24 protein-coding genes are annotated in these 23,168 nt (G+C 42.0%); 20 read left to right on the top strand and 4 right to left on the bottom strand.

The features are described from left to right. Nucleotide 1: 1 nt before the first annotated feature. From AAFP14_RS16775 to AAFP14_RS16710, 14 genes are all read left to right on the top strand, one after another. Nucleotides 2-1,435, top strand: a complete 1,434-nt coding sequence (locus tag AAFP14_RS16775) for a hybrid sensor histidine kinase/response regulator (protein WP_341733384.1) — start codon at nucleotides 2-4, stop codon at nucleotides 1,433-1,435. A 120-nt stretch (nucleotides 1,436-1,555) separates the two neighbouring features. Beyond that, complete coding sequence (locus tag AAFP14_RS16770; RefSeq protein ID WP_341733383.1) at nucleotides 1,556-1,948, top strand: response regulator; 393 nt, start codon at nucleotides 1,556-1,558, stop codon at nucleotides 1,946-1,948. An 8-nt stretch (nucleotides 1,949-1,956) separates the two neighbouring features. Next, on the top strand, nucleotides 1,957-4,584 hold the full coding sequence (locus AAFP14_RS16765; RefSeq protein WP_341733382.1) for a response regulator: 2,628 nt from the start codon (nucleotides 1,957-1,959) through the stop codon (nucleotides 4,582-4,584). Then, entirely contained in the window at nucleotides 4,559-6,208 is a 1,650-nt protein-coding gene (locus AAFP14_RS16760; RefSeq protein ID WP_341733381.1) for an adenylate/guanylate cyclase domain-containing protein, read from the top strand. Before AAFP14_RS16765 ends, AAFP14_RS16760 begins: the two co-directional genes overlap by 26 nt. Before the next feature lie 67 nt (nucleotides 6,209-6,275). Continuing rightward, nucleotides 6,276-6,806, top strand: a complete 531-nt coding sequence (locus tag AAFP14_RS16755; protein WP_341733380.1) for a DUF1499 domain-containing protein — start codon at nucleotides 6,276-6,278, stop codon at nucleotides 6,804-6,806. A gap of 328 nt (nucleotides 6,807-7,134) precedes the next feature. Then, nucleotides 7,135-7,989: a DUF2382 domain-containing protein gene (locus tag AAFP14_RS16750; RefSeq protein WP_341733379.1), complete on the top strand. Its 855-nt coding sequence runs from the start codon at nucleotides 7,135-7,137 to the stop codon at nucleotides 7,987-7,989. Nucleotides 7,990-8,282: 293 nt separating this feature from the next. Continuing rightward, entirely contained in the window at nucleotides 8,283-9,194 is a 912-nt protein-coding gene (locus AAFP14_RS16745) for a YsnF/AvaK domain-containing protein (protein ID WP_341733378.1), read from the top strand. A gap of 183 nt (nucleotides 9,195-9,377) precedes the next feature. Continuing rightward, nucleotides 9,378-9,863: a glutathione peroxidase gene (locus tag AAFP14_RS16740; protein WP_341733377.1), complete on the top strand. Its 486-nt coding sequence runs from the start codon at nucleotides 9,378-9,380 to the stop codon at nucleotides 9,861-9,863. 453 nt (nucleotides 9,864-10,316) lie between these two features. Then, complete coding sequence (locus AAFP14_RS16735) at nucleotides 10,317-10,850, top strand: phycobiliprotein lyase (protein WP_341733376.1); 534 nt, start codon at nucleotides 10,317-10,319, stop codon at nucleotides 10,848-10,850. Between the two features lie 18 nt (nucleotides 10,851-10,868). Beyond that, nucleotides 10,869-11,468: a chromophore lyase CpcT/CpeT gene (locus AAFP14_RS16730; RefSeq protein WP_341733375.1), complete on the top strand. Its 600-nt coding sequence runs from the start codon at nucleotides 10,869-10,871 to the stop codon at nucleotides 11,466-11,468. A 207-nt stretch (nucleotides 11,469-11,675) separates the two neighbouring features. Continuing rightward, nucleotides 11,676-12,560 (top strand): phycobilisome linker polypeptide, encoded by an 885-nt coding sequence (locus AAFP14_RS16725; RefSeq protein ID WP_341733374.1) that lies wholly within the window; start codon nucleotides 11,676-11,678, stop codon nucleotides 12,558-12,560. A gap of 112 nt (nucleotides 12,561-12,672) precedes the next feature. Then, complete coding sequence (locus AAFP14_RS16720; protein WP_341733373.1) at nucleotides 12,673-13,440, top strand: phycobilisome rod-core linker polypeptide; 768 nt, start codon at nucleotides 12,673-12,675, stop codon at nucleotides 13,438-13,440. 339 nt (nucleotides 13,441-13,779) lie between these two features. Beyond that, nucleotides 13,780-14,088, top strand: a complete 309-nt coding sequence (locus tag AAFP14_RS16715; protein WP_341733372.1) for a CpeR family transcriptional regulator — start codon at nucleotides 13,780-13,782, stop codon at nucleotides 14,086-14,088. A gap of 136 nt (nucleotides 14,089-14,224) precedes the next feature. Continuing rightward, the gene (locus AAFP14_RS16710) at nucleotides 14,225-14,890 is read left to right on the top strand and encodes a HEAT repeat domain-containing protein (protein WP_341733371.1); all 666 of its coding nucleotides are present in this window, start codon (nucleotides 14,225-14,227) and stop codon (nucleotides 14,888-14,890) included. Nucleotides 14,891-15,092: 202 nt separating this feature from the next. On the opposite strand, the gene AAFP14_RS16705 is transcribed toward AAFP14_RS16710, so the two are convergent. Next, nucleotides 15,093-15,671, bottom strand: coding sequence for a phycobilisome protein (locus AAFP14_RS16705; RefSeq protein ID WP_341733370.1), 579 nt, complete (start codon nucleotides 15,669-15,671; stop codon nucleotides 15,093-15,095). A 326-nt stretch (nucleotides 15,672-15,997) separates the two neighbouring features. On the opposite strand from AAFP14_RS16705, the gene AAFP14_RS16700 reads away from it, so the two are divergent. Together AAFP14_RS16700 and AAFP14_RS16695 are read left to right on the top strand one after the other, a co-directional pair. After that, nucleotides 15,998-16,732, top strand: coding sequence for a 15,16-dihydrobiliverdin:ferredoxin oxidoreductase (locus AAFP14_RS16700; RefSeq protein WP_341733369.1), 735 nt, complete (start codon nucleotides 15,998-16,000; stop codon nucleotides 16,730-16,732). A 7-nt stretch (nucleotides 16,733-16,739) separates the two neighbouring features. Continuing rightward, nucleotides 16,740-17,471: a phycoerythrobilin:ferredoxin oxidoreductase gene (locus AAFP14_RS16695; protein WP_341733368.1), complete on the top strand. Its 732-nt coding sequence runs from the start codon at nucleotides 16,740-16,742 to the stop codon at nucleotides 17,469-17,471. 219 nt (nucleotides 17,472-17,690) lie between these two features. On the opposite strand, the gene AAFP14_RS16690 is transcribed toward AAFP14_RS16695, so the two are convergent. Next, on the bottom strand, nucleotides 17,691-18,512 hold the full coding sequence (locus tag AAFP14_RS16690; protein WP_341733367.1) for a pentapeptide repeat-containing protein: 822 nt from the start codon (nucleotides 18,510-18,512) through the stop codon (nucleotides 17,691-17,693). A 181-nt stretch (nucleotides 18,513-18,693) separates the two neighbouring features. On the opposite strand from AAFP14_RS16690, the gene AAFP14_RS16685 reads away from it, so the two are divergent. The 4 genes from AAFP14_RS16685 (at nucleotide 18,694) to AAFP14_RS16670 (ending at nucleotide 21,092) form a co-directional block, all read left to right on the top strand. Further along, on the top strand, nucleotides 18,694-19,296 hold the full coding sequence (locus tag AAFP14_RS16685; RefSeq protein WP_341733366.1) for a phycobiliprotein lyase: 603 nt from the start codon (nucleotides 18,694-18,696) through the stop codon (nucleotides 19,294-19,296). A gap of 153 nt (nucleotides 19,297-19,449) precedes the next feature. Further along, nucleotides 19,450-19,716, top strand: a complete 267-nt coding sequence (locus AAFP14_RS16680) for a hypothetical protein (RefSeq protein WP_341733365.1) — start codon at nucleotides 19,450-19,452, stop codon at nucleotides 19,714-19,716. A 6-nt stretch (nucleotides 19,717-19,722) separates the two neighbouring features. Continuing rightward, entirely contained in the window at nucleotides 19,723-20,607 is an 885-nt protein-coding gene (locus tag AAFP14_RS16675) for a HEAT repeat domain-containing protein (protein ID WP_341733364.1), read from the top strand. An 8-nt stretch (nucleotides 20,608-20,615) separates the two neighbouring features. Beyond that, entirely contained in the window at nucleotides 20,616-21,092 is a 477-nt protein-coding gene (locus AAFP14_RS16670) for a DUF2656 domain-containing protein (protein ID WP_341733363.1), read from the top strand. Between the two features lie 68 nt (nucleotides 21,093-21,160). Here the strand turns inward: AAFP14_RS16670 and AAFP14_RS16665 are convergent, their stop codons facing one another. After that, a complete protein-coding gene (locus AAFP14_RS16665) occupies nucleotides 21,161-21,742 on the bottom strand; it encodes a hypothetical protein (protein ID WP_341733362.1) in 582 nt (193 codons plus the stop codon). Beyond that, nucleotides 21,742-23,112 carry an AAA family ATPase gene (locus AAFP14_RS16660; protein ID WP_341733361.1) on the bottom strand — a complete coding sequence of 457 codons (1,371 nt, stop codon included), beginning with the start codon at nucleotides 23,110-23,112 and terminating at the stop codon, nucleotides 21,742-21,744. Before AAFP14_RS16660 ends, AAFP14_RS16665 begins: the two co-directional genes overlap by 1 nt. Nucleotides 23,113-23,168 lie beyond the last annotated feature (56 nt).

Raw genomic sequence — 23,168 nt, 5'->3', positions numbered from 1 at the left:
AGTGGACCTTATTACAAATTCAAAAAAAAACCATCAAGGCAATATTTTAGTAGTTGACGATACCCCAGAAAACCTGCATCTTTTGTCAGGAATTTTAAGCAAAAAAGGCTATCAAGTTCGCCCTGTTCCCAGCGGAAAACTAGCACTTTCTGCTGCTCAGAGAATACCCCCCGATTTGGTGTTGCTGGATATTATGATGCCAGAGATGGACGGCTATGAAGTGTGTCAGCAACTGAAAGCGGAGGAAGCAACAAAAGACATTCCGGTTATTTTCATCAGTGCGATTAACGACGTGATGGATAAAGTTAAAGCTTTTGCCGTGGGGGGAGTAGATTTCATCACTAAACCCTTTCAACTGGAAGAAGTTTTAGCCCGCATTGAAACTCATTTAAAAATTTGTTCTCTGCAAAACAGTTTGCAAGAAAGAAATGAAGATTTAGCAACTGCGATCCAACAATTGCAAGCAACCCAAGAGCATTTGATTCAATCGGAAAAGATGGCTGCCCTCGGACAACTGATTGCTGGCATTGCCCACGAAATCAATACTCCCCTAGGCATCATCGGTTCTTCTATTGATAACATTGCTAATTTTTGGGAAACAAATATAGAAAATTTACCCAAATTTTTTCAAGAAATTTCTTCAGAAAGCCAAGTTTATTTTTTAAACCTGCTGTACAGGTCTTCCATCGAGCGCGAAACTATATTTACTAGCAAGGAAAAAAGAAAATTTAAGCAGCACTTAGTAGGTTATTTGACCGAACACCAAGTAGACAAGGCTGAAGAAATTGCCGACACCTTAGTTGATATGGAAATCTACGATGATATCGAACAGTTATTGCCACTTTTTCAACTACCAGATTGGGAAAAAATTTTAAATACCGCCTATCAATTTACCAGCTTTAAAAAAAGTATTAGTTTAATCCAAAGAGCGACAGCGAAGTCGGGAAAAGTAGTATTTGCCTTGAAAAGTTATGCTCATTTTGATATTAAGCAAGAAAAAATAGAATCAAATTTACATGAGGGAATTGAAACGGTTTTAACTCTTTATCAAAATCAACTGAAACAGGGTATAGAAGTTGTGAGAAAATATGGCGATGTACCCAAAATCGTTTGCTATCCAGATGAGTTAAATCAAGTTTGGACAAATTTAGTTCACAATGCTCTGCAAGCCATGAGTTATAAAGGGACTTTGACTATTGAAACTATGTGTCTAGATGGTCGCATTTTGATAAAATTTATTGACAATGGCAAAGGTATTCCCCCGGAAATTATTCCCAAAATTTTTCAACCTTTTTTTACGACGAAAGCTGCGGGGGAAGGTAGCGGGTTGGGATTAGATATCGTCAGAAAAATTATTGAGAAACATCAGGGAGAGGTTAGTGTAGAGTCTGTACCGGGGGAAACTATATTTACAGTATCGTTACCAATATATTAAAATGATATATTAAAATAAGAGGGACGAGAGCTAGGCTGCTGCCGGCCGGGAATCAATCGGGTGCATTGAAACTAAGCCGGAATAGAGCGACTAAAATGAAAGCACAGAGGGGACAAAAAGATGAATAAACCGGTAATTGTTTGTGTGGACGATGAGGCTGATATCTTGAATACTCTGAAGATGCAGCTTAAAAATGAATTTAAAGATAATTACTTTTACGAACTAGCTGAAAGTGGTGATGAAGCTTTAGAAGTAATTGAAGCTTGTCAGGGAGAAGATCAGGTGATAGTGGTGGTTTCTGACTGGTTGATGCCAGGAATTAAAGGGGACGAACTTTTAATGAGAATTCACGAAAAACATCCTAAAATTGTCAAGGTAATGTTGACGGGGCAAGCAGATCCAGGAGCAGTTCAACGGGCTGTTGAACACGCTGATTTATATTGCTGTTTGTACAAACCTTGGAAAGGGGAAGATTTGATAAAAACTATCAAGTCAGGGCTGGCTAAATTATGAAAAAACCTGTGATTGTTTGTAAAAAACCTGTGATTGTTTGTATAGATGACGAACCTGATGTCTTGAACAGTTTAAAAATAGAACTGAAAAAGGCGATCGGAGATCAATGTATTATTGAAACGGCGGAAGGAGGTGAAGATGCTTTAGAATTGCTGGCAGATTTGCAAGCAGATGAATACGAAATAGCTTTAGTGCTTTCAGATTATATCATGCCGGATATTAAGGGAGATGAACTGCTGAAGCGAATTCACGAACGCTCCCCTGATACCCTGACAATTATGCTGACTGGTCAAGCAGATTTGGAAGCTCTCAGCAATGCTATTAAGTATGCTAAGTTGTATCGCTATATCCCTAAGCCTTGGCTAAATGAAGATTTGAAGTTGACAGTGGTAGAAGCAGTTCACAGTTACTTGCAAGACCAAAAGTTAACAGACGAAATTATTAAGCGGCAAGAAGCCAATTTGGAGTTAAAGAGAGTAAATGAGGCTTTATCTGCTAGTGAAAGCCAACTCAATCAATTTTTAGAAGCTTTGCCCGTGGGGGTATCTGTTTATAATGCTGATGGATCGATCGCCTATTTTAATCGCACGGCGAGGGAATTGTTGGGTGCAGATACTATCCCAGAAAGTAGGGCGGCACAATTAGCAGCGACTTATCAACTGTATGTAGCCAATAGCGATCGGCTATATCCCCCTGATAACCTGCCCATTTTGCGGGCTCTGGGAGGAGAATTTGTCAGGGTTGATGACGTAGAAATCCGCCAAAAGGACAAGACGGTGGCGCTGGAAATCAGCACTACGCCAATTTTTGACATCAACGGCAATATTTCCTATGCGATCGCCACTTTTCAAGATATTAGCGATCGCAAACAAGCGGAAAAAGTCGTAGCAGATTACCAGCGCACCTTAGAATCACAAATTCAGGAACGAACAGAACAACTACAACAAGCAAAAGAAGCAGCCGAAGCAGCAAACATAGCTAAAAGTACCTTTTTAGCAAACATGAGTCACGAGTTGCGAACTCCCCTCAATGCCATACTTGGATTCGCCCAAATCATGGAACCAAGTCCCAATCTCACCCGCGAAAACCGAGACAATCTCAGAATTATTCACCGCAGTGGCGAACATTTACTGACTCTGATCAACCAAGCCTTAGACTTATCCAAAATTGAAGCCGGAAGGATGTCGATCGAAGCTACAAGTTTTGACCTTTACAGACTCCTAGAAGAGTTGGAAGATATGTTCCAACTGCGAGCAGAAAATCAAGAAGTGAACTTAATTTTTGAACGCTCTCCCCAGGTGCCACAGTACATAAAAACCGATCAAATAAAATTGAGACAAGTCCTGATTAATCTCCTCAGTAATGCAATTAAATTCACCCAAATTGGTCGCGTTGTAGTCAGAGTTAAGCGACTAGAAGAAGGACAACAAAGTCAAATAAAATATGCAAGTGAGAGGGTTGGAGAAAATAAAATTATTCCTGAATTAAGCCCCATAAATACTGCCAGTATATTTACTCAAAATAGCCCGGAGGAAAATCCGAAACAGACACGAGCAGCTAGTGAGAGTAGGCATGATTCTATTTGTTTTCTTGTGTTTGAGGTAGAAGATACAGGAGTGGGAATTTATCCCGAAGACTTAGGCAATATTTTTACAGCTTTTGTACAAACCGCATCAGGTCAAAAAACCCAAAAAGGCACAGGCTTAGGATTAACTATTAGCCGCCAATTTGTACGACTTATGGGTGGCGACATTAACGTAGAAAGTGAACTGGAACGAGGTTCTATTTTTAAATTCGAGATTCCCGTCCATCAAGTTGAAGCCTCAGCGATGCCGGCTGCGAAAATCAACTATGAAATTATTGGCTTGCAGCCCAATCAACCTCAATATCGGATTTTAATCGTGGACGATGTGGAAGACAATCGTCAACTATTAATCAAAATGCTTTCTCCCTTGGGTTTTGCACTGCAAGAAGCCAGTCATGGCATGGAAGCATTAGAAATCTGGGAAACTTGGCAACCACATTTGATTTTCATCGATTTGCGAATGCCGGTGATGGACGGTTATGAAGCTACCAGAGAAATTAGAGCCCGAATCCAGCAAAGAACAGAAGGACTACCAGGGGCGGTGGAGATAAATGTCGAGAGCAATATTTTGACTCCAGAATTACCCATTCCGAAGATTATTGCCTTAACAGCTAGTACAATAGAAGAAAGACGCTCCTTTGCTTTATTGGTTGGCTGTGATGACTTTATCAACAAGCCTTTCCGTAAAGTAGATATATTGGATAGCCTCAACCAACATTTGGGCATAGAGTATATTTATCGCCCCACTGGTTCGAGTCTAAGTGGAAATGATGAAATCGGCCAGGGAAATATTCTCTCTGATTCAGCAGGCAGTTTTGCCCCTGCTTCTGCGCCCAAACTGCCTGCTGAATGGATAAATAATATGAAGCAGGTCATCCGCAGTGCCGACTTGGATTTAATTGCTAGCACCATCGAGGAAATTAGAATAACTCGTCCTGAATTTGCCGATATTCTTCAACATCATCTAGATAATTTTGATTACCAGAAAATATTTAATTTAATTAGTGAGGCAGAGGAATCACAAAATGCAGATGAAGCCGGACAAAACTGATCGTTATCAAGCAGATATTTTAGTAGTTGACGATACCCCAGACAACCTGCGTTTGTTGATTAGAATTTTGCAAAAACAGGGGTACAAAGTTAGACCTGTAACTAACGGTTTTTCGGCTTTAGAGGCTATTCAATCTAGCCAGCCAGATTTGATTTTGTTAGATATTATGATGCCGGATATTAGCGGTTATGAAATATGTCAACAATTAAAAGCTAGCCTGGATTTCCAGGAAATTCCTATTATTTTTCTCAGTGCCCTTGAAGATGGATTAAATAAAGCAAAAGCTTTTGAAATTGGTGGTTCAGATTATATCACAAAACCTTTTCAAGTGAAAGAAGTATTGGCGCGAGTTAACAATCAACTGATTGTCCGTTCTTTGCAGATGCAGTTGCAAGCAAAAAATCATAAATTGACCGAACAAAACGACCAATTACAAGACGAAATTATCGAGCGTAAACGTGTTGAAGCAGAAACTTTTTTGTTATTGAAAGCTACTCAAGCTATTAGTAAAGCAGAGGATTTTGAGTCGGCGATTGATGTAATTTTAAGGTTAATTTGCGAAACAATCAACTGGAATTTGGCGGAAGCTTGGATTCCCGATAATGATGGCAAAATTTTAAAATGTGCTAGAGGTATGTATGCTAGTGATTTGAGTTTTGCAGAATTCCGAAAAAGGAGTTTTCCTTTAACTTTTGCCCCTGGTGTGGGAATGCCTGGTCGGATTTTCGTCTCCCAGCAGCCTGAATGGATTGAGGATGTTTCTCAAGTTGACTCAGAAGTTTTTCTGCGTTTTCAAATTGCCGAAAATGTTGGTTTAAAAGCAGCCTTCGGGTTTCCAATTTTGGCTGATAATCAAGTGTTAGCGGTGATAATTTTTTATTGTGACAAGAGTCTTGAATGTCAGCCGCGATTGTGGGAATTATTTAGTGCTGTTGCGACTCAGCTAGGTGCGTTGATTAAGCGCAAGCAAGCTGAGGAAGCCCTGAGATTGGAGCAACAACAAACCGAGAGATTGCTGCTGAATATTTTGCCAAAACCCATCGCCCTCCGCTTGCAAAAAGAACAAAAACTGATTGCCGATCATTTTGATGAAGTGAGCGTTTTGTTTGCGGATTTAGTGGGTTTTACGGAGTTTTCTGCCCACAAAAGTCCGACGGAGTTGGTAGAAATTTTGAATGGAATTTTTTGTGAGTTTGATAGGTTGTCGGAGTCGCACGGATTGGAAAAGATTAAGACTATTGGGGATGCTTACATGGTGGTGGGCGGTTTACCCACACCGCGAGAGGATCATGGGGAGGCGATCGCCCTTTTAGCCCTAGAGATGCAAGCGGCTTTGACTCAGTTTAATCTCAAAACCGGAGAAAATTTTGAGTTACGCATCGGCATACACAGCGGTTCGGTGGTGGCAGGAATTATTGGAATTAGCAAATTTAGCTATGATTTGTGGGGTGACACTGTTAATGTTGCTTCGCGGATGGAATCCAATGGAATGTCTGGCAAAATTCAAGTGACGGCGGCAACTCATGAGCTTTTGAAAGATAAATTTGTTTTAGAAGAAAGGGGGATGACTGAGATTAAAGGCAAAGGGAAAATGTTGACTTACTGGTTGCTAGACAAGTGTTAAAATATAAGTGGTTAATTTTTTTAAGTAAATATCTATTAATATTAAAATTAGATGGAACTTCCGCTTGATGAGGGCTAATAATTTGCAAACCGTTGACACAAAATCACCGACAGCATTAAAAAAAGTGCTAGTTATTTTAATGTCATTGCTAGGAGTAGCAATACTGTCGATCGCCATTTTTATAGCCATTCCCGGAGAAAAAACCATGTTTGCTGGAAAAAGACCTACCAATATCGGTATTCAGTCAGGAAAACTCGCACCTTGTCCCACTTCCCCCAACTGTGTCAGCAGCTTTAGTCAAGATGCCGAACACAAAATTGAGCCTTTGACATACAATTCGACACCCACAGTCGCCATGGCAAATCTCAAAGGGGCGATCGCCTCCTTAGACAAAACTAAAATTATCGAACAAACAGATAATTACCTCTATGCGGAATTTACCAGTTCCTTGATGGGGTTCGTGGATGATGTAGAATTCTTGCTAGATGAATCAGCAAAAGTCATTCATGTGCGATCGGCTTCACGTTTAGGACAATCCGATTTGGGAGTCAATCGCAAACGGATAGAAACCATCAGAAATCAACTAAATCAACTCTGAACTTCCAATTTTTAATGGGAGATTTTGCATAGGCTGTAGCATGACGGCAGACAATTTATTAGTGATAACTAGAGATTTACAGCAGTCATGCTACAGCCCATACGAATATATTTGCACAACTGAGCTGCACCCCAAATTTTAACTTTTCCCCAGCCCCTCACCTAACCCATGAGGGGTTTTGCATAAAGTTGAGTGCGTTATCCCCCATACCCCATTGTATTCCTATAGTATTAAAGAACTTAGATTCTACACTTCCGACTTTAGGGAGAGGGAAAATTACTAATAAATTTTTAGGATGAAGGTAATTAGAAGTAAAGGAGAAAAAGACATGGCTCTTCAAAGAATAGAAGAATTTTATCCTAACTATAGGGAAGAAATTTTTGCAGGAGACGACATCAAAGGTTTTGATGTTTATGCAGGTGACTCCGATGAAAAAATAGGGAGCATTTACGACGCTTTAGTTGATGAAACCGGTCGTTTTCGTTATTTAGTAATTGACACTGGGATCTGGATTTTTGGCAAAAAAGTCTTGTTGCCGATCGGCTCTGCTCGTTTCGACTACGGAGCCCGTCGTGTTTATGCAACTGGTCTTTTCAGCAAAGCTCAAGCAGAACAATTACCTGCTTATAATGAATTAGAGCCTGTAGATTACGATCGCGAAGAACAGGTAAGAGACGTATACCGTGGCACCACTGCGCCAGAAACCGCATCAACCCTTGCTACTCCTAACTACGATCGCAGCAACTACAGCTACGATTTAGACAGTCCTCTGTACGAAACCAACGAACAGAATCATCAAACCCTCAAACTTTATGAAGAACGGTTAATTGCCAACAAAAACCGTGCCAAAACAGGGGAAGTAGCAGTCGGTAAGCGTGTAGAAACCGAAGTTGCACGAGCCTCAGTACCCATCGAAAAAGAACGAGTTGTCATCGAGCGAGTAACACCCGTAGAAGCAGGTAGAGTAGTTTCAGTCGGTGAAGTTGACTTCCAATCCGGTGAAGTTGCACGCATGGAAGTTTACGAAGAAACCGCCGACATTCACAAAGAAGCTTACGTGCGCGAAGAAGTCAGCGTTAGAAAAGAAGTAGTTCGCAGCACCGTGGATGGTGAAGAAACTTTGCGCCGTGAAGAACTAGACATTAAGACAGATGGAACTCCCCTTGTAGATAACAAAATCTAAAGCGCCCCTGTCTATTTTAGGGGGATATATTTAGTGCCAAGTTGGTTTCTTTCAGACCAATTTGTCATCCTAACATTACCCTCTAAAAACCCCTCAAAGCCTGTAATGGGGAATGGCGAATGGCGAATGGGGAATAACTAATTACCAATTACCAATTGCCAATTACCAATTCCCTATTCCCAATTCCCTATTCCCAATTCCCTATTCCCAATTCCCTATTCCCTATCGTACCTCATCTTTCACTCCCCAGGCTATATATAGCGTTTTTAATGTAAATTACGAAACTTTTAAAAATGAACAACCAACCCTCATTTAAAAAAAATCAACCAGCAAAAGCAACTACCAATTTCAATCGAGTTCCCGAAAAAGTTAGAACCAAACTCAAAACTTTTATAGTCAAAGATCGGGAGGGTGAATTAGTAGGTAAAATCAAAGATGTCTATTTCGACAATAATGGAAAACTCAATTTTTTAGTAGCCGGAAAGCAGGGGGAGAACCCACGGCTTGTTTTATTAAATATTAAGCAACTCGACACAGTAGATTATCAGGAAAAAATCCTGTCATTTAAACTCAGCTTAGAGCAAATAGAGATGCTGCCACTAAAATCATCAGGTAATGACAGCCATGAGCATTTAGAAACGCCAGCCTCCCCAAACGTTCTCAGTCACAGCAACCCAACTCCTCCCGTAGCAATTATGTCTAATGAAACCGATGCCGATGAGCGCCCCATGGACAATCTGGAAAGCCCGGAAACTCACGAAGACTTAGATGGCGAAGACTTAGATATTGTCGATCGAGAAATAATTCGCCTGCTAGAAGAACGATTGGTCATCAATCGCAGCAAGCGCAAAATTGGCGAAGTTATCGTCCGCAAAGAAATAGAAACTCGGATGGTACAAGTACCAATTCACCGAGAAAAATTGATTGTGGAACAAGTAGGTGACGATCCGAAGGTGCTGGCCGAAATAGATTTAGGTGAGGGACAAATCACCGGGATTGATTTGAGCGAAATTAATCATCACCAATCCTCACTACCAACAGTCAGCGCTGAATTTACATCGGTGCAAAAAGCTAGCAAAGTTTTACATTTGATCGAATCCCAGCCTCGTCACGGCTGCGCCAAAGTCCGTCTAGAAATAGTTCTGGAAAATCAGGAGCTTGAGGAAACTTATCAAAAATTGATGGACAGCTATTCAGATAGTTGAACTAGGAAATCTGAGCTGGGGGCTAATTTGATAAATAAAGCTTAGAGGTTGGGTTGAGCGAGAAAACCCAACTTCCCATCAGGTTTTAGGAAAGTTTAACCGGAGGGACTAACTCTGCATTTTCGGAAAAATTGTTCCAAGTTGCGGTATAGTTGTGTTGGAAAAGTCTAAAAGTATTAGAAAATGACCAGCACCATTTCCGACATTACAGTAAAAACGATCGCAGGCGCAGACAAACAGCTAGGAGAGTATGCTGGTAAGGTACTCTTGATCGTGAATTTAGCTTCCTACTGTGGCTATACGCCTCAATACAAAGGACTCGAAGAGTTGAATCAAAAGTACGGCGATGCGGGTCTCCGGGTTTTAGGGTTTCCCTGTAACGACTTCGGTGCTCAGGAGCCTGGTACTAACTCAGAAATTGTCGAATTCTGCACTACAAAATACGGTGTCAGTTTTGAGCTTTTCGATAAGGTACACGCTAAAGGTAGTCAACAACACCCGCTTTATGCTCAGCTTACCAGTTCTGTGGCTCCCAAGGGCGAGGTTTCTTGGAATTTTGAGAAATTTTTAGTCAGCAAACAAGGTGAAGTGGTTGCTAGATTTCGCAGCAGTGTAGGCCCGGAATCTCCTGAGTTGATTGCTGCAATTGAACAGGAATTGGCTAAATAAAGAAGAGGGAATAAAGAAGAGGAAAGAAGTTACTTTTTTTAGGTTTCTAATTTTCTGCCTTCTTTTTTCCCGCGGTTGATTAAATACAATGGGAGAATTATTTAGTGGAAAATACATCGGGGTTAGATTTAGTTGTAGGTTTATTGGCGATCGCCATTTTGGGTGGCGGACTGCTAATGCTGTTTTCCGGTATCTCCTCATTTCCTAAAGAAAAATAAAACATAACCGCAGTCAAAAGGATTTAGTTATCTAGGAAATGGGTGATAATTCGATGTCAAGGGGATGGGAAAATAGGCCGCGCCTAGTCAAAGGTTAAGAGTTGCGATCGCCAGTCTAGGCAATCCTAGGAAAATGTGATAATCTATGGGCTGCAATAGACTTTTCTCATCAAGATTGTGGAACGGGCATCGTGCCTGTTCTTAACAGGGTTATACTTCCTTCTTGCTTCTACTTATGAACATCGAGCAGTTTGTTGAAAATTCACTAGGACAATGGCGATCGCAACGTAGCGCCCATCACTTGACTTTCAGACACTTTGAAGCTATAGAATCAGTGATTGATATCGTCGCAGTCTCACCCGATGATGCAGCCGTCATCGACCTCTGCAAGTCCTACAACATAGACCCAACCCAAGCACTAAGCCCCTTTCAAATGGTATGGGAGGGACACTCTGATTGGGATGAAAACGCCGAAATGAAGGGGAGTTGCATCCTCGTACCAATCCCCGATCGCACAGTCGCCAATCGCGGCAAATTACTGCGAGATCAAGGATATGCCGAAACCATTCCCGCCGCCGCCGACTATCACATCACCGAGGATGATACCTTTGTGCTGCTCACCAGCTACGATAACGCCGCCGCCGAAGAAAAAATATGGTTTGCAAATCCCAATCTGCGGTTTCGTGTTTCCCTGATCAAAACCAGCAAAGGAAGTGGAGTTGTTACCGCCTCATTTTCCTCAGAAATTCGTTCACTTTCCGGGAAATAAGCAAATAGGAAATAGGGTATGAATACTGTCAAAAACAATGATTTAATCACTCTGGCTCAGTGGATGGCGGGGGATTTTAGTAACTACAAACAATCCTTTGCCAAACCACAACAATTTGCCCATATTCACATTCTCTTTCGTCCCCTACCCTTTGAATTTTTTAACGCGATCGGCTTTTATTCCGAACAAGTTTATGACCATGACCTTTGGACTCCCTATCGTCAAGGAGTTCACAAATTAATTGACCAACGAGAACAAATTTATATTGAAAATTATAGTCTCAACGATCCAGTACAATACGCAGGCGCAGCACGAGAATTAAGCATTCTCAAGACAATTAAACCCGATTGTATTCAAAGACGCTACAATTGTTCGATGGTTTTCCAACGAGACGGAGAAATGTTTCGCGGCAGTGTAGAACCGGGAAACCAGTGTCTGATTGAAAAAAAAGGTTGTTTAACCTACCTCATCAGTGACGTAGAAATTACCGAAACAACTTGGAGTAGTCTCGATCGCGGCATGGATGTAAATACTCATCAACAGATTTGGGGCTCAGACAACGGCTCTTTATGGTTTGAAAAGCGCCAAAGCTTTGCCACGGAAGTGCCATTAGTCTAATTAGCGCGGTTGGGCGATCGGCTACAGCAGCCCTAGCATACTACAGCCACCAATCACCTTCCCCACAGATATTTCCCCGCTATAAACTCCCTACCTGTAGTACAAAAAAACGCCACGAGATCTACTCTGTTACGTTATGTAACTTTTTCTAATCTAACATCTAATTATGGTAAATTTTCACATAACACAATAGTGGAGATTTTTTAAATGGTTTTTGGACCTGCATCTCGACTTGGAGTCAGTTTATTTGAAGAAACACCCTGTTTAGAACTGAGCCCAGGACGTTCCCAAGAAGAAGTAGAAACCATAATTCGTGCCGTCTATCGGCAAGTTTTAGGTAATGCCTACGTTATGGAAAGTGAACGAGCCATAATTCCTGAATCGCAATTCAAACGTGGTGAACTCAGTGTACGCGAATTCGTCCGCGCCCTGGCAAAATCAGACGCCTATCGTTCTCGCTTTTTCGATACTTGTCCTCGCTATCGATTCATTGAACTCAACTTCAAACACCTTCTCGGTCGCGCTCCTGATGGCCTAGAAGAAATGAGAACCCATAGCACTATCTTAGATACCCAAGGCTTCGAGGCAGAAATTGATTCCTACCTCGACAGCGATGAATATCAAAACGCCTACGGGGAAAATATCGTTCCCTACTACCGAGGCTACAAAACCCAACCAGGACAAAACATGGTTGGGTTTACACATATGTTTGCTCTCTTGCGCGGTGCTTCCAGCAGCGATTTGAAGGGCAGTATTTCTGGAAAAGCCCCTGTGTTGAATAAATTCGTGATTCAACAAACCCCTCTACCAATCGTTCCTCCTTCCGGTGGTGCAATTGGAGATGGTTGGGCATTCCAAGAGTCGGCGCTCAATACACGTAGTCGTGCTGGATTAGGCTCCTTAGCAGAAGGCAAAGTATATCGCATTACTGTGACTGGATATCGCTCTTCAGGAACGACTGTGCTCAACAAAGTATCTAAATTCCGCCGCAGCAATCAAGTTTATCTAGTACCGTTCGATCGCCTCTCGCAAGAATATCAACGCATCCACCAACAAGGTGGCGTAATTTCCAGCATCACCGCGGTCAACTAAAAACCCCCTGAAACTTCTGCCTTAACGACTTGGGGAATCTACGTCCCTGAGCGTTTTTAGGCAATCCTTAATTCTCTGTTTTGAAGCATTATTTATTTGTAGGAAAAAGCCAATGAGTGTTGTTTTAGATGCGCCTGTAGAACTATGGTCTACTAGCAACTCCGACGATAAACAGGCCGTAATTCGCGCCGTTTACAAGCAAGTTTTGGGTAATCCTCACGTCATGGAAAGCGAGCGCCTAACCGTCGCCGAATCCCAATTATGCGATGGCGGCATGACTGTACGGGAATTTGTCCGTGCTGTAGCTAAATCCGACTTCTATCGTAGTCGGTATTTTGAATCTTGCGCTCCCTACCGCTTTGTCGAACTCAACTTTAAACATTTGTTAGGTCGCGCTCCCTTAGACCAAGCAGAACTATCTGAGCATATCTGCACCTGTATCGAAAAAGGCTACGAGGCAGAAATTGATTCTTACCTCGACAGTCAAGAATACCAAGACAAATTTGGCGAAAATACAGTCCCCAATTATCAAGGCGCAAAAAGTCAAGTCGGACAAAAGCAAGTCGGCTACAATCGCACCCTGTCCCTATATCAAGGTTATGCAGGCGTTGACAGTGCCTTTACCGCTTCTCGCTTAGTAGATTTTGTCGCTGGTAATAGCGGTAACAAAATTACTCTACCAAGCACCGGCGGTCGGATCAGTGCTTACAAAGATGCCACCGAAAAGATGTTCAAAATTTTAGTTAAAGGCGCTAAATTTGATAGCCCTCGCCGAGTGAGTAACACTGAATATCTGGTCTCCGGTGGGAAGATGACTCCGCAAATTCAGCGCATTCATCGTGCAGGCGGCAAAATTGTCAGCATCACCGAAGTAGTTTAAGACTTCACAACTTGATGAAGGGAGTATCCCCAAGTCAGTAAATTGACTGTTTGTAGCACAGGCAAGATGCCTGTGCTATGGAAATGGAAGACCAAGATTCTCCACAAATTCTGGGAAGTCGTGGTTGTAATAGCTATCACATTTTACTGTCCCGGACGAACATAATCTTTTAGTTTCTCTGGAGCGAGTTAATTATTCGCTCTTTTTATATGAAAAAAAAGCTAAAAACTCGATCGATAGAAGAACGAATCAGGCTTTAGTTATCTAGGACAGAAGGGAAAATTCTCTACTTGGAGCGCGTCCAGGACTGTTTCTCAAATCTCAAATCTTAAATCTCAAATGGTATTACCACCCATAGCTGACAAAAAAATGCAGGCTTGGATTAGAAGTCGCCACTTAATTTTTTCCGGTCAGTTTCTGATTTTTGAAACCTTAGACTATCCAACAATTGAGCGATTTGAGGAATGTATCATTAGTCTAGGAGGGTGTTTAATTTCTGTGGAACCCAGCAAACGAGTTTGGATGGGAAATCATCGACAAGTTATCCTTTATCAAGCCAAAGGAAGTTTGCATACACCTCACCATGAACTGCGACAATATTGGTTTAAATATGGCAGTTTTCAGACTAGATTTGATGACAGGGTTTAGTAGAAGGAAGAAGGAAGAAGGAAGAAGTCACCCTCCCCTACCCCCAAGGGGGGAATGAATCAGGAATCAGGAATAAATAATCAGGAACAAGAAACAATATTTCTGTTACATTAATGAAAACTACTGCTCTGTGGTTATGGATATTCACGAAATCGAAGCGTCTCTAGAAAATTCTGACTTTCAGTATCGACTCAAGGCGATCGCAGCTCTCAAAGACTATACACCAGAAATAGCCGTTCCCTTACTAAAATCCAAACTCAACGACCCAGAATTTTTAGTACGTTCCTTTGTCAGCCGAGGATTTGGGCAACAACAAAGCGCCGAATCCTTCGCCGCACTCCTCCAAATCATCAAACTTGATAACACCCCCAATGTGAGGGCTGAAGCAGCGAATTCCCTATCTCTATTCGGCAGATGTGCTGCATCTCATTTACTGCTGACTTTTATTCAGGATGACCACTGGCTGGTGCGTCGCAGCATTCTAGCAGCCCTGGTAGACATGGAGTGCTACAACGAACTTTTTGAAGTTTGTATCGAAGCATTAGCTGGCGAAGATATGACCACCCAGGAAACTGCTGTGGATGCACTGGGTGCCTTAGCTGGAACAAATCAGGAATCGGCCGCACTTTCTCAATTATTGACCCTGGCTAATTCTGAGTATGAAGGGATTCGTCAGCACACTGCATCTGCTTTGAAGCATTTTGATACTCCCCAGGCGAAGGAAGTTTTGAGTAAACTGCGGCAAGACTCCCATCATCAAGTTGTTGGTGCTGCTTTAGAAAACTTGCTTGAAAACAGTTAAGAAGAAGGAAGAAGGAAGAAGGAAGAATTTCTTGAATCTCTACTAGGCTTCTCCAATAATTACTGGGGAACAGGCATTTTGCCTGTTCCAGAGTGGCTTTTTTGGAGATTTCTACTGAGTCAGAAACCGGGTTTTTATGAAAATATAGGCTGGAGTGCGAAAATATGGGTTAAAAACCCGGTTTCTTAAATCCCATGGGTACTCAAACTTGACTAAACTGTTTTAACGCAGTGATTAAATGGTCAAAAGTCAGACCTAATAAATCCTGATCCTCTGAAGTAAATTGCTGTAAACTCACTGTTTTTAACTGTTCTAATCCACAGAGCATCGCTGGCACTGGGACACGCAATTCTTGATAAAGTAGCTCCATATTTTTGAGTCCTTCCTGGCTCAGGAATTCAGGATTTTTCCCGGCAATTCCATAGGTGACAGAGCGCAGGAAATGCCAGAAATCTCGCCAACAGGCTTCAGCGCGAGCCGGAGGATAGAGGTCATTGCCTGGTTCGGCGATATTCGGAAATTCTGCTAATACCTTTGCTCTGGCCTTGGCAACCAAATCAGGAGCTTGCTCTCGCAGCAATTTAGCTTGTGCTACCATTAAATAATTATCTGGAACCAGATTTTGAATGCGTTCTAAATCTTCGTCGGTGAGATATTGACCTCGATTGTCTGCTGCTTGAAAAATTGCAATTACTTCCTCTGAATAGAGATTTTTCCAAGTGGCAAAACTGACGATTCTCGCTTTGGGAATTAATTCTTTGGCTCTGTCACTTAACTGCATAGTTATTAAAATTACATTCAGGTAGTTGGAGACAATCCAAGTTATAGACTAGAATTATGAAAATATTTGTTAAGTTTTGTTAAGAATATGAGATTCATAGCGGGGAATGTGGTAGAAAGTCTTAATTAGACTTATCCCCAACTGTAAAGGGCAGGCTCCATGCCTAGTCCACAGGAATTATGGGAAATATCTATTACAAAAGTTCGATCGACAGTTTAGTTTCATAACGAAATATTACTTTGTTAGCCAAAACAGAGACGAGACTTCTGGCGATCGCCTATCATCCTGTATTTAGGGAAAACCTATAAGGGGCTAAATTATCATATATGTTTAAGCCATTTCAGCAATTTTTAGAAAAAGAACTGTCTAAGAATTTTGCACTAGAGAGCCGTCCCATTCCCTCTGGTTTGGAATCAGTGGTGAGCGAAAGAGGCAAAAATCCAGCCACGATTCAAAGTTGGTGCTATCAATGCCCAGAATTGCGAAAAATTCGCTACACCTACATCGATGCTGGGGAAACGGCGCAAATTTTCAACAGTGTCATTTATCCTAACTATAATTACGATCTACCCTTGCTGGGGATTGATTTTTTAGCGTTTGGGAAAAAGAAAATCTTGGTAGTGATTGATTTTCAGCCCTTATTCCGCGATCGCCCCTACATAGACAAGTATATCGAACCATTGACCGAAATTCGCACTAAATACAGCGCATTGGTACAAGACTTAGAAATGAAGTTTTATGATGCCAACCAATATTTTTCCAAAAATTTGCTCTTTGCCAAAACCGACGCCGAAACAGTGGTAAACCAATTGTTTCCCGCCTATCAAGAATACGTCCAGTTGTATTGTCAAATGCTAAAGCAAGCTTCAGTGCTGAAAACTCCCCAAGAAGTTGAGCGGATTGTGAAAGCACAGAAAGATTACGACCAGTATAGTGCAGAAAGAGACCCCGCATCAGGACTATTCAGCAGCTATTTCGGTCATGAATGGTCAGAGAAATTTTTGTACGAGTTTTTGTTTGAAGATGCTGTTCCCTTAGCGATTCCCGCCGGGGCGATATAAATTAAATATGACTCTATATCAACCTTTTTTAGATTACGCCATCCCACTGATAACGGAACGACTAGACCTAGCTCTTTATCCGATTCCGGCAGGTTTTGAAAAGAAAGAATGTATCACTGGGAAAGGAAAAAAAGAGCAGTTGGTGGTAACAACCAGCCATGCTTTCCAATCCTCTAAACTGCGCCAGATTCGGGCAGCTCACGTTCAGGGTGGTGATGCTCTTCAGGTACTGAATTTTGTAATTTTCCCCCAAATAAATTACGATTTGCCTTTTTTTGGGGCGGATTTAGTAACTTTGCCGGGGGGACATTTGATTGCTTTAGATATGCAGCCGCTTTTCCACGATGTCGCTTATCAACAGCAATACTCCGATCCAATTTTACCGATTTTTAACAAATATCAAACAGACTTACCTTGGGGTGGCGATTTTCCTGAAGAAGCCAAACAGTTCTTTTCTCCGGCTTTTCTGTGGACTCGTCCCAAGGAAACGGAGGCCGTGCAAACTACGGTGTTTGCAGCTTTTCAGGATTATCTACAAGCTTATCTCGATTTGGTCGATCGCGCCCAACCAGTCACAGATAGTCAGAGATTAGCAGAAATTCTTCAAGCTCAACGGAATTATATCAATTATCGTGCTGCGAAAGATCCTGCCAGGGGGATGTTTTTGCGGTTCTATGGTGAGGAGTGGACGGAGGAATATATTCACGGTTTTTTGTTCGATTTGGAACGGCATTTATAGGAGAAGGAAGAAGGAAGAAGAACCCCCCTACCCCCAGGGCGGTTTCATTCTCCAAGAAACGAGGGCTTTGTAGGGGTAGTGCCCCCGTCCGTGCCTACCCCCCACCTTGTCTTTGGGTGGGGCGGGTTTAGGAGATTGTGGGTTTTAGGCAATTATTGTTTGTAAAACCCGCCCCTACAGAAATTTGGATTATACCAGAATCAATCTACCGGAATTGATTTAACAAGCAAGGCTTTGAGCCGTATTATTACGAGTGAAAGAGTTCCAAGTACCTAACTCCTTGGAACTACGACTGCGAAGCATGGCTCTGGCTTCTTCTGTCAATCCTTGTACTAAACTAAAATCAGCGCCAGCAATACTTTTTAATTGTTCTAAATTCGCCCCTGTCAAATCAGCCGCCCGTAAATCAGCTCCCTGTAACTCAGCGCCAATTAATATCGCATTCCGCAAATAAGCACCAGTGAGTAAAGCATTTTGAAGAGTTGCACCACTTAAGGCTGCTCCTTCCAAATTGGCGCCTGTTAAATCGGCTCCATTTAGATAAGCACCTCGCAAATTACAGTAACTCAAATCGGCTCCTCTGAGATTGGCTGTATTCAAGAAAGCCCCACTGAGACTGGCTTTTGGCCCAATTGCTTCAATCTTTTGGTAATTAAATCCTTCTGGCCACAGCGTATGGCGATCGTATAATGCTAATTTGAATTTAGCTGATTCTAAGTTGGCATCGACTAGATTACAACCTTGTAAATCTGCCCTAAAAAAATAACTTCTTTGTAAGTTGGCTCCACTCAAATTGGCATCTCTGAGGCTAGCCCGCCGTAAATCAACTCCTTGGAGATTTGCACCTTGTAAATTGGTTTTGCTGAGGTTGGCGCCGATTAAATTTGTGCCGCTCAAGTCAATCCCGGATAAATCCATCTGGCTGAGGTTGATTCCCTGGAGGTTAGTTTGAGCTAAGCTTTTACCTTGCTCAACAGCTTGTAAAACTTCTGTGAGAGTCAGCGGTTCAGAGAGGAAAAAAGAGTGTTGATTAAGTGTCATTAGAGTTTTTGAAGATTTATTGATCGAATTGCTCAAAGTGTCCGGTGTCATTTATCCTAGGATTTGATTGTTGTGCGATCACCTGCGTGTTAATTTTCTTAACCAAAATTCGATCCGTTTCTCCTCCCCTCCCTTTTCACAAGGGGATTTCCTCGATTTCTCTCCCTAAGTTGACACAGAAATGCTGCTAACACCACCGATGACTATGATGGATTTCTTTCGCAAAAGTGAGGGCGTTTGGTTCACTCAGCGAACAGTCCATAATTTTGATACTGCTGCTGCTGATGAGTCGGGAGAATCTAATGTCATCATTGATGTCTTGTCAATAGATGATCCCAGAGTCTTAGAAGTTTGTCAACAGCAGAATGTAGATCCCGCTTTAGTGAGCGGGGGATGCAGTTTCATGTGGCAGGATAATTTGGATGATGCTACCCCGAACCAAAATTATGCTGCAATTCTGATCGATGTACCCAATCCCAATAACCCAAAGATGGGCAAGTTTCTGCGAAATCGCGGTTATGTGGAAGGCATTCCGGTAATTGGTATTTACAATTTTGCTGAGGATGGGGTGTTGACTATTGAGACGGAATATGAGACAAATCAAGGACAGGAACGCTGTTGGTTTATTAACGATCATTTTCGGGTACGGGTGATGACCGTTCAAATGAGCAATGGGGTTAAACAAATGGCCTACTGTTCTGAGCGTCGTTGTATTTCTCAGTCTGTTTTAGAAGAGATGTTGGAACGCAATCGCTTGAGGGTTTCTGGGGCGGCTGTGGTTTGAGTTAAAGCGATTTAGGGTTTGGTGGGGGCGGGTTTATGAGATGATTGGTCTTGGGCAATTATTGTTGGTAAAACCCGCCCCTACGGAAATTTAATTTGTTTGATTAGACGCGATCGCCGATTTTTTTTCACCTGTTATCAAAATATCAAAACTATGTCTGAAAACGAAGAATTAACACCATCTGATATTGATGAATCGGTCGAGGATTCAACACAGATAAATCCTGAAGAATTGGTGGAAGTGATTGCGGAATTTGAGCGATATCGGGAACGTTTGGTGACTGAGACAATCGCTGCGGCCAAAAAGGCAAAGCTACCCCAGAAACCAGCTCTGGCTCAAATTGAGCCCGAACTGGCTCAAATTGATGCTGGACTTGAGAGTCTCCGCGCTCAATTGGCTGCTATAACTACTAATAATTAGGTGACTATGATGGTGAATGCTGGTGTTCAATCTCAGGACGATCCAATTTTATTGGCTCATGCAGAAACAGATGCTTTTCTGCGAGAAGTTACTGAACAAATAGATTTAGATACTTTCGATCCTGATGATGGGGAAATTTTGCAGCGGTTGGTTGAATGTTTGGGAGATACGCGGGGGATGACTAGACTGCGTTTCGCGGAAACTTTGGCCGAAATTGGTGAAGCATCGACTCCTTTTTTGTTGGATGGTTTGGCAAATCATGCTAATCCCGTGGTGCGACGGGCGGCGGCTAAAACTTTGACTTTGATTGCAGATCCAACTGCGGTTCCTCATTTAATTCATGCTTTGTTGAATGATGAGGATACGGTGGTTAAGGGTTCGTCGATTGGGGCGCTGGCGAGGATTGGTGAACCTTCTGTGCAGGCTTTGTTGGATATTTTAGCATCTAAGGATGTGCCGGAAAGTACGATCGGTCATGCGGCTTGGGCGTTGGCGTTTATTGGGGCGGAGGCGAAGGAGTATTTGTATCAAGCCATAGCTTCTGATTCGCCTGTGGTGCGCAGTGCGGTGGTAGGGGCGATCGCCAAAGTCGCACAGGAAGAGCCCAAAGCGGAGTTATTTGAGATTTTGGTTAAGTCTCTGACGGATGTGGATGTGGATGTGCGTTGTGAGGCGGCGGCGGCTTTAGGAAATCTGGCTTATAAGCCTGCAATCCCCAACCTGATTGAGTTACTGGATACCGGTGATGGGGAAACTCGCAGGGCGGCGGCTTTGTCTTTGATGAAAGTAGGCGATCGAAGTGCGATCGAGCCGCTACAAACAGCCTTAGCCAAGGAATCGGAAGTGGCGATTCAAGGTGTAATTAAGTTAGCAATTTCTCAAATTAAGTAATTAAAAATATGACTGAATCTGGAACCGGGCGGATGTTACTTTCTCATAATTTTGATATGCCAGAGGGTGTTTTTCCGGCCTTAAGTCGGGAAGATTTGACTCTGGTATTTGCTGAGGGTTTAAGCCAATATCCTGAGATTAAGTGTCGTCAATTAAAGCACGCTCATTGGATGGTAGAAATTTTATTTTCTACTCATGATTTTGCTCCGCCTCAAGTTGGGGAATTTTGTGCTGAAGCTTTGGTGAATAAGCGAAAGAGTCAAGGGAAAGTTGATGATTCTTTTCCTGATGTTTTGATTTTAGCTGGATTCAAGAAGACTCCGCCATTGAGTGACGATCCTGAAGCGCTGCAAACCGGAGAATGGGGAGTTGATGTGGTGGAAACTCAGTCTGCTGAGAGTTTCTTGATGGCGATGGGCTGGGAGGATAAAACGGCTGGGAAAAGTATTGAGGATGTTTTTAAGGTTGAAAGGAGAAAAGGGTAAAGGTGAAAAGTTGTTTGAAAAGTAAAAGCTAAGTCCCGAAGCGCTGATTTTGACGTTCACCACACTATCTATCTCCCGTAGATTAAATGATTGAACTGAAGTTTATTGGGTCTACTAATTTTCAGCATCCTATCAGGACGGTCATGAATCTCAGTTAAACGGTCATTAGTCTCAGTTGAGCGATTATTGCGTGTTTTTCCTTTGGAAATGCTAATATGACCGATACTGACAAAACGATATTCATAAGCATCAAGGAAGTTTTGTTGATGCCAAAATGCTTTGCCGATTTCCTTACAATAGTCAACAAAGCATTTTGCACCCGTTAGTTGCTGGATAATTTTTGTATTCTGGTCTTTCTTTTTCTTCATCTCAATACAAAAGATGATTTTTTCTGTAGGAGTATCAGCAATAATCACAAAATCTGCGCGTTTGCACTGACCTTTTGAACTCGTGAAAATCTTGGTTGGTGCTGGGAAAGCATCGGCTTTAATGACAATAACTTGAGCATCATCAGGCATTCCATCAATCGTTACAGAATAGTCAGCAGGCGGAGGCTCTTTGAGTGTAACTTGCTTTTTACCTTTGTGTTCTTCCAATGGAACTGTAGCACTTTCTTGAATCATCTCTTTGAGGATCGCAATATCAGACATCAATCCTCACCCCAGACAATCGCTTCGTGAATCCTATTCATCGTTTCAATAGTTGTATCAAAACTGCGGGCTTCAATACCCATTTCTGGATCGATATCCGCTGGTGTAAGAGTTTGACATTTATTTGTTTTTGTCTTCCCTGCCTCTTCCGCAATATAAACTTTGATTTTGTTAGACGAAATTAGTTCTACTTCTCGATAACCTTCTTCTTCAGCAATTCGCTTCAGATGAGGTTTGTCATGGTTAAGCATAATCAACGTATTCAGTTCTTTAATAATGTAATCGCTGTGGGTAGTGATAAAAACCTTAATACCAAGATTTACCAAGCGAGCAAATAGACGTGCGACGCGGCGCTGGTTTTCAGGATGTAGATTCAATTCTGGTTCATCTATCATCAGTAAATCGCCAATTTGAGCCTCATGTTTTAGGTAAAAACCGATGTCTAATAGAGAACGCACAGCACTAGAACTTTCATCCATAGAAAGCTTGAGCCTTTTACCATTCGGCTCATAATAAAGTTCATCATTACGGGTAACAGTGTATTGGCCGCCGATTATGTCAGCAAAATCTGCCAGTATATCAGGATGTTTCTCGGCAAGAAAACTGCTTTTTTTGACAATGGTTTCCAGTTCTCTCGTAAAGTCAACGTTTGTCTTGATTGGCAAAGCATAGTCCTGATAAGCCTTAAATAAGAGTTCAATGGGATGGATATTATTGTTGCCTTTACCCATTTGTTCAAGCAATCTATTACGGGCAAAATTCAACTCTTTGCGAAAAATAGCTGCACCAGTTCTTTCTGCACTAGCGATAAAAGGACGAGGAATAATTTCGGCAAAAATAATATTTTTTAGTGCATCGGCAATGGTTTTTTTAAGTATTTCATTGGGGATTTTTGCCTTTTCTTTTTCAACTAGCAAGGTAACAACTAATTCTCTACTATCTTCTCTTTTCGTCATCGAGAATAATTCGACATTGGCAGAGCCTAGTGTTGACTGAAATTGGCTTGCCAAGGTAATATTTTTGATATCTAGGTTTACCTGAAACTCTGTTTTTTTAAATCTTTTAGCCTGTGCTGCAAAAATCTGAGGCAATTGCTGTGTATAAACTTGACAAGCTTTAAAAACAATTTGCTCTGCCTGTTTGACATATTCTTGTATGTCTAGATGGATTACACCGTCAGCAAGGAGTTGCTGAATTTTGTTGTCGTTGATTTCGATCGCCAAAATCTGCCGCCAAGTAAACAAAAAGCCAAACAGTGCATAGGTAGCGTAGGTCTTTCCGGTATTGTTGCCACCACAAATAATTGTCAACTCGCCCAGGGTGAATTCAGCTTGTTTTAGGGCACCAAGATTTTTGACTTTAATTTTCATTGGTGTTTTCCTTAGATTGCATCGCTAACAAATCGGCTTCGATCGCACAAACCAAA

It is taken from the genome of Microcoleus sp. EPA2, from assembly GCA_020882975.1.
Lineage (GTDB): Bacteria > Cyanobacteriota > Cyanobacteriia > Cyanobacteriales > Microcoleaceae > Microcoleus.
The sequence above is the reverse complement of the archived record's forward strand: the minus strand, read 5'-3'. Positions and strand labels throughout refer to the sequence as shown.

Coding starts and splice junctions, on each gene's coding strand:
- AAFP14_RS16665 (WP_341733362.1), bottom strand. CDS start 21,742: ATGTCTGATATTGCGATCCTCAAAGAGATGATTCAAGAAAGTGCTACA.
- AAFP14_RS16690 (WP_341733367.1), bottom strand. CDS start 18,512: ATGACACTTAATCAACACTCTTTTTTCCTCTCTGAACCGCTGACTCTC.
- AAFP14_RS16680 (WP_341733365.1), top strand. CDS start 19,450: ATGTCTGAAAACGAAGAATTAACACCATCTGATATTGATGAATCGGTC.
- AAFP14_RS16685 (WP_341733366.1), top strand. CDS start 18,694: ATGCTGCTAACACCACCGATGACTATGATGGATTTCTTTCGCAAAAGT.
- AAFP14_RS16700 (WP_341733369.1), top strand. CDS start 15,998: ATGTTTAAGCCATTTCAGCAATTTTTAGAAAAAGAACTGTCTAAGAAT.
- AAFP14_RS16760 (WP_341733381.1), top strand. CDS start 4,559: ATGCAGATGAAGCCGGACAAAACTGATCGTTATCAAGCAGATATTTTA.
- AAFP14_RS16755 (WP_341733380.1), top strand. CDS start 6,276: ATGAGGGCTAATAATTTGCAAACCGTTGACACAAAATCACCGACAGCA.
- AAFP14_RS16750 (WP_341733379.1), top strand. CDS start 7,135: ATGGCTCTTCAAAGAATAGAAGAATTTTATCCTAACTATAGGGAAGAA.
- AAFP14_RS16770 (WP_341733383.1), top strand. CDS start 1,556: ATGAATAAACCGGTAATTGTTTGTGTGGACGATGAGGCTGATATCTTG.
- AAFP14_RS16720 (WP_341733373.1), top strand. CDS start 12,673: ATGAGTGTTGTTTTAGATGCGCCTGTAGAACTATGGTCTACTAGCAAC.
- AAFP14_RS16740 (WP_341733377.1), top strand. CDS start 9,378: ATGACCAGCACCATTTCCGACATTACAGTAAAAACGATCGCAGGCGCA.
- AAFP14_RS16695 (WP_341733368.1), top strand. CDS start 16,740: ATGACTCTATATCAACCTTTTTTAGATTACGCCATCCCACTGATAACG.
- AAFP14_RS16730 (WP_341733375.1), top strand. CDS start 10,869: ATGAATACTGTCAAAAACAATGATTTAATCACTCTGGCTCAGTGGATG.
- AAFP14_RS16705 (WP_341733370.1), bottom strand. CDS start 15,671: ATGCAGTTAAGTGACAGAGCCAAAGAATTAATTCCCAAAGCGAGAATC.
- AAFP14_RS16675 (WP_341733364.1), top strand. CDS start 19,723: ATGATGGTGAATGCTGGTGTTCAATCTCAGGACGATCCAATTTTATTG.
- AAFP14_RS16745 (WP_341733378.1), top strand. CDS start 8,283: ATGAACAACCAACCCTCATTTAAAAAAAATCAACCAGCAAAAGCAACT.
- AAFP14_RS16710 (WP_341733371.1), top strand. CDS start 14,225: ATGGATATTCACGAAATCGAAGCGTCTCTAGAAAATTCTGACTTTCAG.
- AAFP14_RS16670 (WP_341733363.1), top strand. CDS start 20,616: ATGACTGAATCTGGAACCGGGCGGATGTTACTTTCTCATAATTTTGAT.
- AAFP14_RS16725 (WP_341733374.1), top strand. CDS start 11,676: ATGGTTTTTGGACCTGCATCTCGACTTGGAGTCAGTTTATTTGAAGAA.
- AAFP14_RS16660 (WP_341733361.1), bottom strand. CDS start 23,112: ATGAAAATTAAAGTCAAAAATCTTGGTGCCCTAAAACAAGCTGAATTC.
- AAFP14_RS16715 (WP_341733372.1), top strand. CDS start 13,780: ATGGTATTACCACCCATAGCTGACAAAAAAATGCAGGCTTGGATTAGA.
- AAFP14_RS16735 (WP_341733376.1), top strand. CDS start 10,317: ATGAACATCGAGCAGTTTGTTGAAAATTCACTAGGACAATGGCGATCG.